Annotated in this window: 16 protein-coding genes and 1 other annotated feature; of the genes, 15 read left to right on the top strand and 1 reads right to left on the bottom strand. The window is 39.2% G+C overall.

The genetic code is table 11. From position 1 onward, the window contains the following. Positions 1-63 precede the first annotated feature (63 nt). From mutM to coaW, 11 genes are all read left to right on the top strand, one after another. On the top strand, positions 64-888 hold the full coding sequence (gene mutM / locus NST97_RS08005) for a DNA-formamidopyrimidine glycosylase (protein ID WP_130156137.1): 825 nt from the start codon (positions 64-66) through the stop codon (positions 886-888). Further along, positions 845-1,627, top strand: coding sequence for a sporulation membrane protein YtaF (gene ytaF / locus NST97_RS08000; protein WP_341343096.1), 783 nt, complete (start codon positions 845-847; stop codon positions 1,625-1,627). Before mutM ends, ytaF begins: the two co-directional genes overlap by 44 nt. Positions 1,628-1,647: 20 nt before the next feature. Then, positions 1,648-2,247 (top strand): dephospho-CoA kinase, encoded by a 600-nt coding sequence (gene coaE / locus NST97_RS07995; RefSeq protein WP_063387409.1) that lies wholly within the window; start codon positions 1,648-1,650, stop codon positions 2,245-2,247. Positions 2,248-2,398: 151 nt separating this feature from the next. Further along, the gene (locus tag NST97_RS07990) at positions 2,399-3,424 is read left to right on the top strand and encodes a glyceraldehyde-3-phosphate dehydrogenase (protein ID WP_063387490.1); all 1,026 of its coding nucleotides are present in this window, start codon (positions 2,399-2,401) and stop codon (positions 3,422-3,424) included. A gap of 261 nt (positions 3,425-3,685) precedes the next feature. Next, a complete protein-coding gene (gene speD / locus NST97_RS07985; RefSeq protein WP_063387410.1) occupies positions 3,686-4,066 on the top strand; it encodes an adenosylmethionine decarboxylase in 381 nt (126 codons plus the stop codon). 438 nt (positions 4,067-4,504) lie between these two features. Continuing rightward, complete coding sequence (nrdR, locus tag NST97_RS07980; protein WP_063387411.1) at positions 4,505-4,966, top strand: transcriptional regulator NrdR; 462 nt, start codon at positions 4,505-4,507, stop codon at positions 4,964-4,966. A gap of 46 nt (positions 4,967-5,012) precedes the next feature. After that, positions 5,013-6,407, top strand: coding sequence for a replication initiation and membrane attachment family protein (locus NST97_RS07975; protein ID WP_094246325.1), 1,395 nt, complete (start codon positions 5,013-5,015; stop codon positions 6,405-6,407). A gap of 18 nt (positions 6,408-6,425) precedes the next feature. Then, positions 6,426-7,361 (top strand): primosomal protein DnaI, encoded by a 936-nt coding sequence (gene dnaI / locus NST97_RS07970; protein ID WP_341343095.1) that lies wholly within the window; start codon positions 6,426-6,428, stop codon positions 7,359-7,361. Between the two features lie 85 nt (positions 7,362-7,446). Further along, on the top strand, positions 7,447-8,274 hold the full coding sequence (ytxC, locus tag NST97_RS07965; protein ID WP_063387414.1) for a putative sporulation protein YtxC: 828 nt from the start codon (positions 7,447-7,449) through the stop codon (positions 8,272-8,274). 351 nt (positions 8,275-8,625) lie between these two features. Beyond that, positions 8,626-10,557, top strand: a complete 1,932-nt coding sequence (thrS, locus tag NST97_RS07960) for a threonine--tRNA ligase (RefSeq protein WP_066247800.1) — start codon at positions 8,626-8,628, stop codon at positions 10,555-10,557. Positions 10,558-10,612: 55 nt separating this feature from the next. Then, positions 10,613-11,416, top strand: a complete 804-nt coding sequence (gene coaW, locus NST97_RS07955; protein WP_341343094.1) for a type II pantothenate kinase — start codon at positions 10,613-10,615, stop codon at positions 11,414-11,416. 20 nt (positions 11,417-11,436) lie between these two features. Here the strand turns inward: coaW and NST97_RS07950 are convergent, their stop codons facing one another. Then, positions 11,437-11,616: an H-type small acid-soluble spore protein gene (locus NST97_RS07950; RefSeq protein ID WP_063387416.1), complete on the bottom strand. Its 180-nt coding sequence runs from the start codon at positions 11,614-11,616 to the stop codon at positions 11,437-11,439. Positions 11,617-11,795: 179 nt separating this feature from the next. Further along, positions 11,796-11,926: a sequence feature (ribosomal protein L20 leader region), on the top strand. Positions 11,927-11,994: 68 nt separating this feature from the next. Between NST97_RS07950 and infC the strand changes: the two genes are divergently transcribed. The 4 genes from infC (at position 11,995) to NST97_RS07930 (ending at position 13,466) form a co-directional block, all read left to right on the top strand. Then, the gene (infC, locus tag NST97_RS07945; protein WP_222422773.1) at positions 11,995-12,516 is read left to right on the top strand and encodes a translation initiation factor IF-3; all 522 of its coding nucleotides are present in this window, start codon (positions 11,995-11,997) and stop codon (positions 12,514-12,516) included. Between the two features lie 15 nt (positions 12,517-12,531). Next, complete coding sequence (rpmI, locus tag NST97_RS07940) at positions 12,532-12,732, top strand: 50S ribosomal protein L35 (RefSeq protein WP_063387419.1); 201 nt, start codon at positions 12,532-12,534, stop codon at positions 12,730-12,732. A 34-nt stretch (positions 12,733-12,766) separates the two neighbouring features. Continuing rightward, positions 12,767-13,126, top strand: a complete 360-nt coding sequence (gene rplT, locus NST97_RS07935; RefSeq protein WP_063387420.1) for a 50S ribosomal protein L20 — start codon at positions 12,767-12,769, stop codon at positions 13,124-13,126. 148 nt (positions 13,127-13,274) lie between these two features. Then, entirely contained in the window at positions 13,275-13,466 is a 192-nt protein-coding gene (locus tag NST97_RS07930) for a hypothetical protein (RefSeq protein WP_130156128.1), read from the top strand. Positions 13,467-13,600 lie beyond the last annotated feature (134 nt).

Genomic DNA, 13,600 nt, shown 5'->3' with positions numbered 1-13,600 from the left:
TTTGAAAAAGGCGGAAAGGGAAGCTCCCCCGCCTTTTTCGAGTGTAGATAAGGGGTGAACATAATGCCTGAGCTTCCTGAAGTAGAAACGATTCGAAAAACATTAAGGGAGCTTGTCATAGGAAAAGTCATCGATGAAGTTATCGTATCATGGCCGAAAATCATCAAACGTCCTGAAGACGCAGAGCAGTTTTGCCGCGTTTTGAGAGGGGAAACAATCAATGAAATCGGAAGAAGAGGGAAATTTTTAAAATTTTATTTAGATCGATATGTTCTTGTATCACATTTACGAATGGAAGGAAGATATGGACTGTATCCAAAAATAAAGCCCATTGAACCTCACACACATGTCATTTTTCGCTTTCAAGATGAAACGGAATTAAGATATCGGGATGTTCGCAAATTTGGCACTATGCATCTGTATCAAAAGGGCGAGGAGGAGAAGCATCCTCCTTTGTCCCAGTTAGGCATGGAGCCTTTTTCGGAACAATTTACTGCTGAAAGACTTATGAGCAAGCTTCAGTCTACCTCTAGAAACATCAAGACGGTTTTGCTTGACCAAAAAATAGTGGCGGGATTAGGAAACATTTACGTTGATGAAGTATTGTTTCGATCAGGCATTCATCCGGAGCGGCTGGCAAAAGATTTGACAGCGGAAAAAGTGAAAATATTGCATCGGGAAATTATTCAAACGCTGAAGGAAGCAGTTGAAAAAGGAGGAAGTACTGTCCGATCCTACGTCAATTCACAAGGGCAAATCGGGATGTTTCAACTGGACTTATTTGTCTATGCAAGAGAAAAAGAACAATGTAAAATTTGCGGAAGCCCTATCCAAAAAATAAAAATTGGGGGAAGAGGCACACATTTTTGTTCATCTTGCCAAGTGTAGAAAGATTTATGCCACCTTCTTTAAGCGAACACATTTTAGTCGGTTTTCATATTACTATGTTAGCAATAAAAGGAAAGAAGGGGCATTTGATAAAATGACGGAAATCGGATCGGTTTTAATATTGGCGTTGGCAGTCAGTCTTGATAGTTTTTCTGTTGGCTTAGCGTTCGGTTTGCGTAAAGTAAAAATTCCAATTAAATCGATTATCACTATTTCATGCTGTTCGGCGATTGTGTTGCTCGCTGCGATGATGGCCGGACAAATAGCTCAAAGTGTTCTTCCTCCCTATTTTACGGATAGGCTTGGCGGAGCTATTTTCATTTTGCTTGGCATGTTTGTGTTATATTCCTTTTTCCGCAACAATGAATCAGAGGATGAGAAAGATGAGGAAAAGAGTGAAAAAACGATTTTAAATATGGAATTAAAATCGTTAGGCATTGTCATTCATATATTGAAAAAGCCTGCTGCAGTTGATATGGATCGATCTGGCGAGATTACAGGCGTGGAAGCTTTGCTGCTTGGGATCGCTCTTTCGCTCGATTCATTCGGAGCAGGAATCGGTGCGGCTTTAGCAGGGTATGAACCTTTTTTAACAGCTATTTTCGTCACTTGTATGAGCACGATGTTTGTTTATATTGGAATGAAATCCGGCCGATTTGCTTCATCCTATTCGTTTTTTGAAAAGTTTTCATTTATCCCGGGTTTATTATTAATAATGATCGGTGTTTGGGCCATGTAAGGATAAAGGAGAATGATGATATGACAATGATTATTGGATTAACTGGAGGCATAGCAAGCGGAAAAAGCACTGTGTCTGAAATGCTTAAAAAAAGAGGCATTCCAGTTATTGACGCAGATCTAATTGCAAGAGAAGTGGTAGAAGTCGGCAAAAAAGCATATACAGAGATCGTAAATGCTTTCGGAAAAGAAATATTAAACGAAGACTTAACGATCAACCGAGCTCGATTAGGCTCCATTGTATTTCAAAACGAAGATAAGCGGGAGAAGCTAAACAGTATTGTACATCCTGAGGTCAGGCTGGAAATGAAAAGGCGACAGGAACAATTGATCTCAGAAGGTGCGAAAGCAGTAGTTCTTGATATTCCCCTTCTATTTGAAAGCAATTTGAAGCATTTAGTGGATAAAGTGATTGTTGTTTATACGGGAGAAAAAAATCAACTGGAACGATTAATGAAAAGGAATAATTTTTCGAAGAAAGAAGCTTTATCACGCATCAATGCACAAATGCCTTTGAAAGAAAAAGTAAAATTTGCCGATGCAGTGATCAATAATGATGGAACATTAGAAGAAACGGAACAGCAATTGGAAAACATTCTCATGAATTGGGGAATTGGTTAATCCGCTCGTGAATAGAGCGGTTTTTTTATTTTTAGTATATATTTTTTAAGAAACGATTAAAATAATTGTTTCGTTATTTTATAAATGTGATATACTAATTAACAGAATAGGAGATAAAAAGTGTAACATAATGCCGGAAGGGGATATTCACATGAGTGCTAAGGTTGCCATTAACGGTTTCGGCCGAATTGGCCGAATGGTATTCAGAAAAGCAATTTTAGAAGGAGATTTGAATATCGTAGCAATCAATGCAAGCTATCCAGCAGAAACATTGGCTCATTTAATTAAATACGATACAAACCATGGGAAATTTGAAGGAGAAGTCATTCCAAAAGAAGATCATTTAATTGTAAATGGCCATAAAGTGCTTCTTTTGAACAATCGAAATCCTATTGAACTTCCCTGGAAAGATCTAGATGTGGACATAGTGATTGAAGCGACAGGAAAATTCAACTCCCGTGAAAAAGCGATGATGCATGTTGAGGCAGGGGCGAAGAAAGTTATTTTAACAGCACCTGGAAAAAATGAAGATGTAACGATTGTTATCGGTGTAAACGAAGAACAATATGATCCTGACAACCATGTCATTATTTCGAATGCTTCTTGCACAACAAACTGTCTAGCGCCTGTTGCAAAAGTTCTTGATGAACAGTTTGGCATTGAATATGGTTTAATGACTACTGTCCACGCATATACGAACGATCAAAGAAATATTGATAATCCGCATAAAGATTTAAGAAGAGCGCGAGCGTGCGCCCAATCAATCATTCCGACAACTACCGGTGCAGCAAAAGCGATCGGCTTAGTTTTACCGCAATTAAAAGGAAAATTGCACGGTCTTGCATTAAGAGTGCCTACACCAAACGTCTCCCTCGTAGACTTTGTTGTAGATCTAAAACGCGATGTGACCGTTGAAGAGGTAAATGAAGCGTTTATCCAAGCTTCTCAAGGAAAGCTGAAGGGGATATTAGATTTTTCTTCAGAACCGCTCGTATCGGTTGACTACAACACAAACCCGCACTCTGCTATTGTCGACGGTTTAACGACAATGGTTATGGGAACAAGAAAGGTAAAAGTGCTTGCATGGTATGATAATGAATGGGGCTACTCTTGCCGCGTTGTGGATTTAGCAAAACTTGTAGCAAGCAAATTGAATAAATTGGCCGCAGCTGTATAAAATGATGGGAGGGTTGATCTTTACAAAGATTGACCCTCTTCTTCTTTTTGTTTGGATACTTTTTTCAGCGCAAAATTTTTGACAAAGTATGTTGCAAAAACAAATCAAACCATATATACTATTTTTCGTGAACTTCTTAAACGCAAGGTAATGTGGCTACTTAAAGGGTTAGGACCTCTTTGGACTAACTTTCCCCCGTGGTAGTTAAACATACCAGAGTGCGAAGAATTCATAAAAATTTATAAAGGGGGATCCATGGCTATGGAAACAATGGGACGTCACGTTATCTCTGAGCTGTGGGGATGCGACTTTGATAAGTTGAATGACTTGGAATTTATTGAAAAAACGTTTGTAAATGCAGCATTAAAATCAGGTGCTGAAATCCGGGAGGTTGCGTTTCATAAGTTTGCGCCTCAGGGTGTAAGCGGAGTTGTGATCATTTCAGAGTCACACCTAACAATTCATAGTTTTCCAGAGCATGGATATGCTAGCATTGATGTGTACACTTGCGGTGATTTAAATCCAAATATTGCAGCGGATTACATTTCTGAAGCTTTAGGTGCTCAAACGCGCGAAAATATTGAAATTCCTCGCGGTATGGGTCCTGTTCAAATCAAACAGGGTCAAGCAAAAGCACTTTAAAGTGAAAACAGAATAAAATTTGAATGGAAATGCAAAGAGGTGTCAGCTTTTTACTGCACCTCTTTTTATATTATAATAAAGAATAATATTTCATATTGAATGGTATTTAGAGGCATCTTATTTGTGGCCTCAAAGTACCGAGTTATTCTACCCCCTTCAAAGCCGTTATGAAAAAGAGGCTTTGATGTTTTTAAAATCATTCATTGTAGTGATGTAAAAATAAAAAAGCTTTTATTGGCATGGCTACATGGCTGCCATCACTGTTTGGCGGTTCGAACATCATTTGATTGGACCGGACTGACAGAAATCCATTTCATTCAGTCGAATTATCTATAACAAAAATACAAGAACTTGAAAGTTTCTTGTCTGATCCAATGCTATTTAATAAGATGTAGGTAGAGCTTTTTTGATTTAGTTAAAAAGATTGGAGCTGGTGATATGAAATGCCCTTCCTGCCACCATTTTGGAACACGTGTTTTAGATTCGCGTCCAGTCGATGAAGGGAGATCAATTCGGAGGCGAAGGGAATGTGAGGAATGTCAATATCGGTTCACAACGTTTGAAAAAGTAGAAGAAATTCCGCTCATCGTTGTGAAAAAGGAAGGAACACGAGAAGAGTTCAGCAGGGAAAAAGTTTTGCGCGGGATGATTAAAGCTTGTGAGAAAAGACCGGTTTCTTTAAAAAAATTGGAAGATGCTGCGCATGATATTGAAAAAGAACTAAGAAATCTAGGTACATCGGAAATATCAAGCGAAACGATCGGCGAAATGGTGATGGACAGACTAGCCGAAATTGATGAAGTCGCATACGTTCGATTTGCTTCTGTTTACAGGCAATTTAAAGATATAAATGTCTTTATTGAGGAATTGAAAGAACTGATCAAAAAAGAACGTTCATAAAAGAGCTGCGAGATTATGACATGCTATTTGGGAAGGTTTTGAAAAAATGATTGGACATCATCACTGGAAAGAGCTGCTGCCTGTTGATCGCTACGTTGTGAAATGTACGAGCAGTTTGATTCATGAATTTGACCGAAAAGTTCTTACATTACTGTACCAGCCCTTAATCGGGCCAAGAACGTTAAACTTATACATGACGCTTTGGAGCGAGCTTGAACAAAACCGTCTTTGGGGGACGGAATCGACCCACCATTTTTTAATGGCTGTTACTCAATCCCCATTAAATGAAATTTATCATGACCGTTTGAAATTAGAAGGAATAGGTCTTTTAAAAACATACCTTGTCGATGAAAGCGAACCGAAAAAATATATTTATGAACTTCAACGACCTCTTTCCCCCAAACAATTTTTTTATGATGGAATGTTGAACATATATTTATATAACAGAGTTGGAAAAACGGTGTACCAAAGATTGAAAAGCTATTTTTCCGATAAATCGGTTGATAGCAACGCCAAAGATGTGACAAGATCATTTCATGAAGTATACCAATCGATCCACCCATCTGAGCTTTCAGCCAATATTGCAATGGAACCCGAGGAAAACGATCAGGAGCTTTTTGATCATGCGCCTGGAGAACCGATTTCGATTCAAAACCAGTCCTTTGATTTTCAATTGTTTTATGCCGGTTTATCAGAGCATATTGTGCCCAAAAAAGCGATCACGCCTGCGGTTAAGGAAGCTGTTGAGAAATTAGCATATGTTTATGGAATTGATCCAATTGAAATGAAAAATCTGGTCATCCGTTCTTTGGATCATGATGAGCAAATTAATTTAGACGAGCTGCGAAAATGGGCGAGGGATTGGTATAAGCTGAATCACGGCAACCGTCTTCCAGAGCTTGTTGATAGGCTTCAGCCTTTGAATCAGCGGGTGAAAGACGAAGAAATTGAACAGTCAAAAGATAAGGAATTAATTCGACAGCTTGAATCCATCTCTCCAAGACAGTTTCTAAAAGATATTTCAGGCGGTATTGAACCGTCCGCAGCGGATTTGAAAATTATTGAAGATGTCATGTTTCAGCAAAAGCTGCTTCCCGGAGTTGTCAACGTTTTAATTTATTATGTCCTGCTAAAAACAAATATGAGATTGTCAAGAGCGTATGTTGAGAAAATTGCCAGCCACTGGGCTCGATTAGGAATTAAAACTGTGAAGGATGCAGTGGATGTGGCGAAAAAAGAACATAAGAAATATTTAACTTGGGCGGAAACAAAGGATAAGAAGACTGTCAGCAAAAAAATCGTTCGAAAAGAAAAACTCCCTTCATGGCTTTTGGAAAACGAAAATCAACAGGTAGAAAACATCGATCCGGAAGCGTTTGAAAAAGAAAAACAAAAGCTACAGGAGCGGATTAAAAAATATAAAAATAAACAGAAGGACTAGGCGAAAGGAGGGAGGAAGATGGAATCCCTGCAAAATCATTTAAAACAATTCATGAACAGCAAAGGGTTTCAAGAAACGTATTTGAACTTGAAACAGCAAATAAAATCGGACAAAGATGTCAGGTTATTTTTAGAAAAGCATAAAAATCAAATCGATGAACATATGATTGACCGCAGCTTAGGCAAACTGTATGAATTTGTAACGCAGAGCAAGTTTTGCCGTGAATGCCGAAATTTAGATGAGTGCAAAAATATTTTAAAAGGATATCACCCTACATTAATTATTGAAAGAAAAACAATCGACCTGAAATATGATAAATGCCCGAGAAAAGAAGCATATGATGCTCGAAAAAAACAAGAATCGCTCATTAAATGCATGTATGTACCAAAGGAAATCCTCAATGCACACCTAGAGGATATTGATTTAAACGAACCAAACCGTCTGAAGGCAGTGTCTCTCGTGCAAGATTTTGTTGAGCAATACGGTCAAAATGATCGGTTAAAAGGATTGTATTTATACGGTTCCTTCGGCGTGGGAAAGACATTTATTCTTGGAGCGATCGCGAATGAGCTGGCGGAAAAAGGCGTTCCTTCCATGCTTGTATATGTTCCGGAGTTTGTCAGGGAGTTAAAAAGCGCTCTTCAAGATCATTCACTGAATGAAAAGATTGATGCGGTTAAAAAAATTCCGGTATTAATGCTTGATGATATTGGTGCTGAATCGATGTCGAGCTGGATGAGAGACGACATTTTAGGCTCGATTCTCCAATTCCGCATGCTTGAAAATTTACCGACCTTTTTTACATCCAACTTTAATTTTAGCGAATTGGAACACCACCTGACTTATTCACAAAAAGGCGAAATAGAACAGCTAAAGGCAAAAAGAATTATGGAAAGGATTCGTTTTTTGGCCATTCCCGTGGAATTGAAAGGAAAAAATCGCAGACAAGAATAACCGCTGGACAGCAAACACTTCTAAATAATGCCATCCCCCCATATATATAGAAACAGGACTTGCTATATAAAGGGGGGATCTTTTTTTGCTGGAAATAACTTTTCAAACGGAAAAAGAAGCTTCTTATCTGCATCAATTGCTTAATACAGAGAAGGAAAACTTTGATTTCCAAGCAGCCTTGCTGAACGGCACAGTATTAACATGTGAAACAGATGATTGGGAAACATTTATATCTGATGTGCTCGTACCATCATTTGTTGACTTTTTTCTAAATGTGAAAGAGCCCCGTCTCCTTCTTTTTATAATTGAAAAACAATTTTATTTTGAGGATGAAGATGAAAAACAGCAAATTTTACATATTGCTCAATCGATCTTGGAAGGAGAGCGGGCGGAAATTCCAATGATCAAACATTTTGAGCCGAGAGAAAACTTAATTATTTCTGCTTTAACGAATTTCCTTCGGCCAAACCAATCTTTTTCTATAGAATCATTTATTCAATTCCGCTTGTCTGATTATTTATCAAGACTTTCGGAATATGTCGGTCTCTCCATTGAAGAGTATAAAATGGAGCAGGAATACCAAAATTTTATTCAAAGCTTGCGGGAATATGTTCTCAATAAAAAACCGAAATTATCAACGATTCATATTTTGCATGATACTTCCTTTCAAGTGTTTAATGAAAAGTTCATCGAAATAAAAGAGCTGGAATTGAAAAAGTGGATTGATCGGGAATTTATTTATCGCCACCCGATGTATATTGATTCCCATTTGCTGGCCCCGCTTGTATCCATTGCTCCTTTAGAAATTTATATATACTCCGATCAACAGGAGGAAGCAATGATTCAAACGATCCAAAACATCTTTCAGGAACGGGTTCGATTTTTTTCAAGGGCTAGCTTTCAAAAACGATAAGTTTCTTTCAGTACTCCTTGATTTTTGGTGGCGAATCAGTCTATAATACGGTTGAAATCATTCATCACGAAAAGGTTATGATGAGGACACGGGAGTATTATCACAGTTCAAAGAGAGGGAAGGCACAGGCTGAAACCTTCCTAACTCGTGTAATGCTCTTACCACCTCTAAACTTCAGCTGTGAACGGCTTTTGCCAAGTAATAGCTGGCGGATTGCTCCGTTATCAAAATGAGCCGCGCAAAGTTTTGAGCGGGAACTAGGGTGGAACCACGGGTTTTACATACAACACTCGTCCCTTCTTTTAGGGACGGGTGTTTATTTTTGCAAGAAAAAACAAAGGAGGAAAGAAGATGAAAGAAGCCATTAAAATTACTTTTCCAGACGGTTCTGTAAAAGAATTTCCGTACGGAACAACAACGGAAGAAATCGCTGCATCCATCAGCCCTGGATTAAAGAAAAAAGCCATTGCAGGTAAAATAAATGGAAAGCTTATTGACTTAAAAACCCCGATTGAACAAGACGGCCAGATTGAAATTTTGACGCCTGATACAAAAGAAGCGTTAGAAATTTTACGACATAGTACAGCACATTTAATGGCGCAAGCGATTAAACGGCTTTACCCAAATGTAAAATTGGGAGTTGGGCCCGTCATTGAAAACGGTTTTTATTATGATATCGATATGGATGAAACGATCTCACACGAAGATTTGCCTAAAATCGAAAAAGAAATGAAAAAAATTGTCGGCGAAAATTTGCCGGTTATTCGTAAAGAAGTAAGCCGCGATGAAGCAAAAAAAATGTATGAGGAAATCGGCGACCATTTAAAGCTTGAGCTTATCGATGATATTCCGGAAGGCGAAATCATTTCCATATATGAGCAAGGAGAATTTTTCGATCTATGCCGAGGAGTCCACGTTCCTTCTACCGGAAAAATAAAGGAATTTAAATTGCTCAGCGTAGCCGGCGCCTACTGGCGTGGAGACAGCAAAAACAAAATGCTTCAACGCATATACGGTACAGCATTTTTTACAAAAGAAGAGCTTAAAGAACATCTCCGCATGCTTGAAGAAGCGAAAGAGCGGGATCATCGCAAGCTTGGAAAAGAATTAAACCTGTTTACCACTTCTCAAAAGGTTGGACAAGGCTTGCCGCTTTGGCTGCCAAAAGGTGCAACTATCCGCCGGATTATCGAACGCTATATTGTTGATAAAGAAATTAAACTCGGATACCAGCATGTATACACACCTGTTCTCGGCAGCGTCGATCTTTATAAAGCTTCCGGCCATTGGGACCATTATCAAGATGATATGTTTCCGCCAATGAAGATGGATAACGAAGAGCTTGTATTGCGTCCGATGAACTGCCCGCATCATATGATGATTTACAAAAATGAAATTCACAGCTATCGGGAATTGCCGATCCGCATTGCAGAACTTGGAACAATGCACAGATACGAAATGTCAGGTGCATTGACAGGGCTGCAGCGTGTTCGCGGGATGACGTTGAACGATGCGCATATTTTCGTGCGGCCGGATCAAATTAAAGACGAATTCATCCGAGTTGTCCGCCTTATTGAAGAGGTATACGAGGATTTTGGTATAAAAGATTATTCGTTCCGATTATCTTACCGCGATCCTGAGGATAAAGAAAAATATTATGATGATGATGAAATGTGGGAAAAGGCCCAGTCGATGCTGAAAGCCGCAATGGACGAACTCGGGCTGGATTATTATGAAGCGGAAGGTGAAGCGGCATTTTACGGACCGAAATTGGATGTACAAGTGCGGACGGCTTTAGGAAAAGATGAAACATTATCGACTGTTCAGCTAGATTTTCTCCTTCCGGAACGGCTTGATTTAACATATGTTGGCGAAGACGGCAAACATCATCGGCCAGTTGTTATTCACCGCGGAGTTGTTTCAACGATGGAACGGTTTGTTGCCTTCTTAATTGAGGAATATAAAGGCGCCTTCCCAACTTGGCTTGCACCTGTGCAAGTCAAAGTCATCCCTGTTTCGCCGGAAGTGCATCTTGATTATGCCAAAACAGTAGAACAGCGTCTTCAGCAAGAAGGCTTGCGTGTTGAAGTCGATATTCGGGATGAAAAAATCGGCTATAAAATTCGTGAGGCACAAATGCAAAAAATCCCGTACATGGTCGTTGTCGGTGATCAAGAAGCAGAAAATGAGACGGTCAATGTCAGAAAGTATGGAGAACAAAAATCAGAATCCATGCCGCTGGAGACATTTGCTGTATCTGTTGGAAAAGAAGGGAGAAAATAAGGAAATCGGCGTTTGCTGATTTCCTTTTTTTGAAACATAAGCGAGGGGTGTACGGATGGAAATAGTAGGAATTGATGCAGGGGGAAGTTTATTAAAAATTGCTTATGTTGAACATGGGCGATATCGGTATAAATGGTTTCCAATTGATGAAATGGATCAAGCTCTTTCTTGGATGAAGAGATTGAAGCCGGCTGCCCGCTATAGAATAACAGGAGGCAGAGCTGCAAAAGTAAAAGAAAAATTGACTGGAGCTGATGTGACCTTTATTCCAGAATTTGATTCAGTTTGTATAGGAACAAGAGAGCTTTTAGTAGAAGAAGGAAAGGAGCCAAAGAGCGATTTTTTAATCGTCAGCATCGGAACGGGAACATCTTTTTTCCTTATGAAGGGCGAGCGGTATGAGCGTTTGCTTGGTAGCGGTATCGGCGGTGGTGTTATTTCCGGTTTAAGCCGGCTCATTTTGCAGGAGAGCAATTTTTATCAAATCGTTGATTTGGCGAAAAAAGGTGATCGAAGCCATGTTGATTTGTTGGTAAAAGATTTGTATGGAGAAGAGGCTCCTCCAATTTTAGGAGATGTAACCGCTGCTAATTTTGGCAATCCGGATTTATCGAGAGCACGGAAAAAAGATGCTGCTGCAGCGTTATTTCAATTGATTGGTGAAACGATCGTTCTTTTGGCAAAGCAATGTGCCGAGCTTCATCAAGTGGACACGTGTGTCTATGTTGGAGCTGCAATTTCGCAAAACCCTCCTTTACAACAAATCATCCAAAGCTTTGATTCCATGACAGGTCTGCAAAGCATATTTTTATCAAACGGTTCTTTTACCGGAGCATTGGGAGCTATTTTATATCAATAATGTTTAAAACAATGGAGGAATTATTTTTCTTCAAGCTCAGAAATATCTACAACCGTACGTTCTTTAAACGGACCTCTTACATGAACGGTTGCTGTTTTTCCATCTTCATTTAGCTGATCAATCCAAACGGAAGCTCCGTTATAGAGAACTTCAATATCAGCCGGCGAGGATAAAATTTGTTTTACGCGGTTTGCATCCATTTCGATCACTCCAATAGTTATATGATATATTGATTATCATGTCCACTCCATTCCGATTTATGTATGTTCATTCAAATAGTCTCTTGCATTTTCTGTTTGAATAGTTTAAAATGGTATCGTTTTTGAAGAAATGTTGTTTTGACAAAGCTGCTTTGCCATGATAGAATATTATAGTCAAGGAGAACAAGCAGAAGCACCCGCTTCTCACCTGATTGACGCACATCGTTGCTGTTGACAGGTTTATACATTGGACAAAAAGTTCGTGTATTCAACGTGTGGGTGCAGTGTGCGTCTACGCGTTTTTTATTTGCATAAACGAATGTATAAGCTCTGTCAAGGCGAACGTGCACTTTGTTTATAAAATCTTGGAGGTGGCTCATTATTAGCAAAGACATGTTAGTAAACGAGGGCATCCGCGCTCGTGAAGTTCGACTGGTCGATCAAAACGGTAATCAGTTAGGCATTAAATCACGGCAAGAAGCGCTTGATATTGCCGCAAATGCCAATTTGGATCTCGTTCTTGTTGCTCCGAATGCAAAACCGCCGGTTGCTCGCATCATGGATTACGGAAAATACCGCTTCGAGCAGCAAAAGAAAGAAAAAGAGGCGCGTAAAAAGCAGAAAGTTATTAATGTGAAGGAAGTCCGCCTAAGCCCAACAATTGAAGAGCATGACTTTAATACAAAGCTTCGCAATGCTCGGAAATTTTTGGAGAAGGGTGACAAGGTGAAAGCATCGATCCGCTTTAAAGGAAGAGCGATTACCCATAAAGAAATCGGCCAACGAGTTCTAGAAAGATTTTCTGAAGCATGCGCTGACATCAGTTCTGTTGAAACGAAGCCGAAAATGGATGGGCGCAGCATGTTTCTAGTGCTAGCACCGAAAAACGAAAAGAAATAGAAGGAGGATCCTTTTATGCCTAAAATGAAAACTCATCGCGGCTCTGCGAAAAGATTTAAAAAAACTGGGAACGGAAATTTGAAACGGTCTCATGCATTTACTAGTCATTTATTCGCTAACAAAACTCAAAAGCAAAAACGCAAACTTCGTAAACCAGCATTAGTAAGCAAAGGTGACTTTAAACGTATTCATCAAATGCTTGACAATATAAAATAATTTTTAACTTCGATTTTTTAGGAGGGAATGCATTATGGCACGTGTTAAAGGCGGTACAGTGACACGCAGACGCCGCAAAAAAATTATTAAGCTTGCAAAAGGTTATTACGGTTCGAAGCATCGTTTATATAAAGTTGCTAACCAGCAAGTAATGAAATCTTTAATGTATGCATACCGTGACCGTCGCCAAAGAAAACGCGATTTCCGTAAGCTTTGGATTACGAGAATCAATGCTGCTGCGCGCATTCACGGTCTTTCCTACAACCGGTTCATGCACGGTTTAAAGCTTGCTGGCATTGAAGTAAACAGAAAAATGCTTGCTGACTTAGCAGTAAATGATGAAAAAGGATTTGCACAACTCGCCGAAACAGCTAAAGCTGAATTAAATAAGTAATCGAAAAAGCAAGCCACCTATAAACGTACATTGCCCTTTGGGCTGGACATAATTGAACAGCACATTATTGATCCCCTTTAAGTAGACGTGTAAAAAATCTGCGCAATGACTCGCGGATGCTGCACTTCTATTTGGAGGGGATTTTTATATGGCTGAAAAGGTAAACGATTATGGCTTTACGTTTCTCAACAGTGAAAAAAGTCAAAAGTTCAAGGGTTTTTTAGGCCGATGCAAAAAATTTAGGTTCTATACTAAATGTTGGGATCAAGAATATCATCAAAATGAAAAAAGCATTTACGAAGCACTCTGTTTTATAATGAAAGTGACCAAACCCAATTAAAAAGGAGACTTCGAAAAATTATAATCAATTACCGAGCTGTTTTACAAAATTTCATAGAGGAAGAGAAAAGGTAATGGGATAAAAATAGAAATGGAAGCTAACAGCAGCTCCCGCAATGGGAACTGCCTTCAGAA

Source organism: Aeribacillus sp. FSL K6-1305 (assembly GCF_038050115.1).
In the GTDB taxonomy this organism is placed as follows: domain Bacteria; phylum Bacillota; class Bacilli; order Bacillales; family Aeribacillaceae; genus Aeribacillus; species Aeribacillus composti.
Note: the sequence above shows the minus strand (reverse complement) of the source record. Positions and strands in the feature narration are given on the sequence as shown.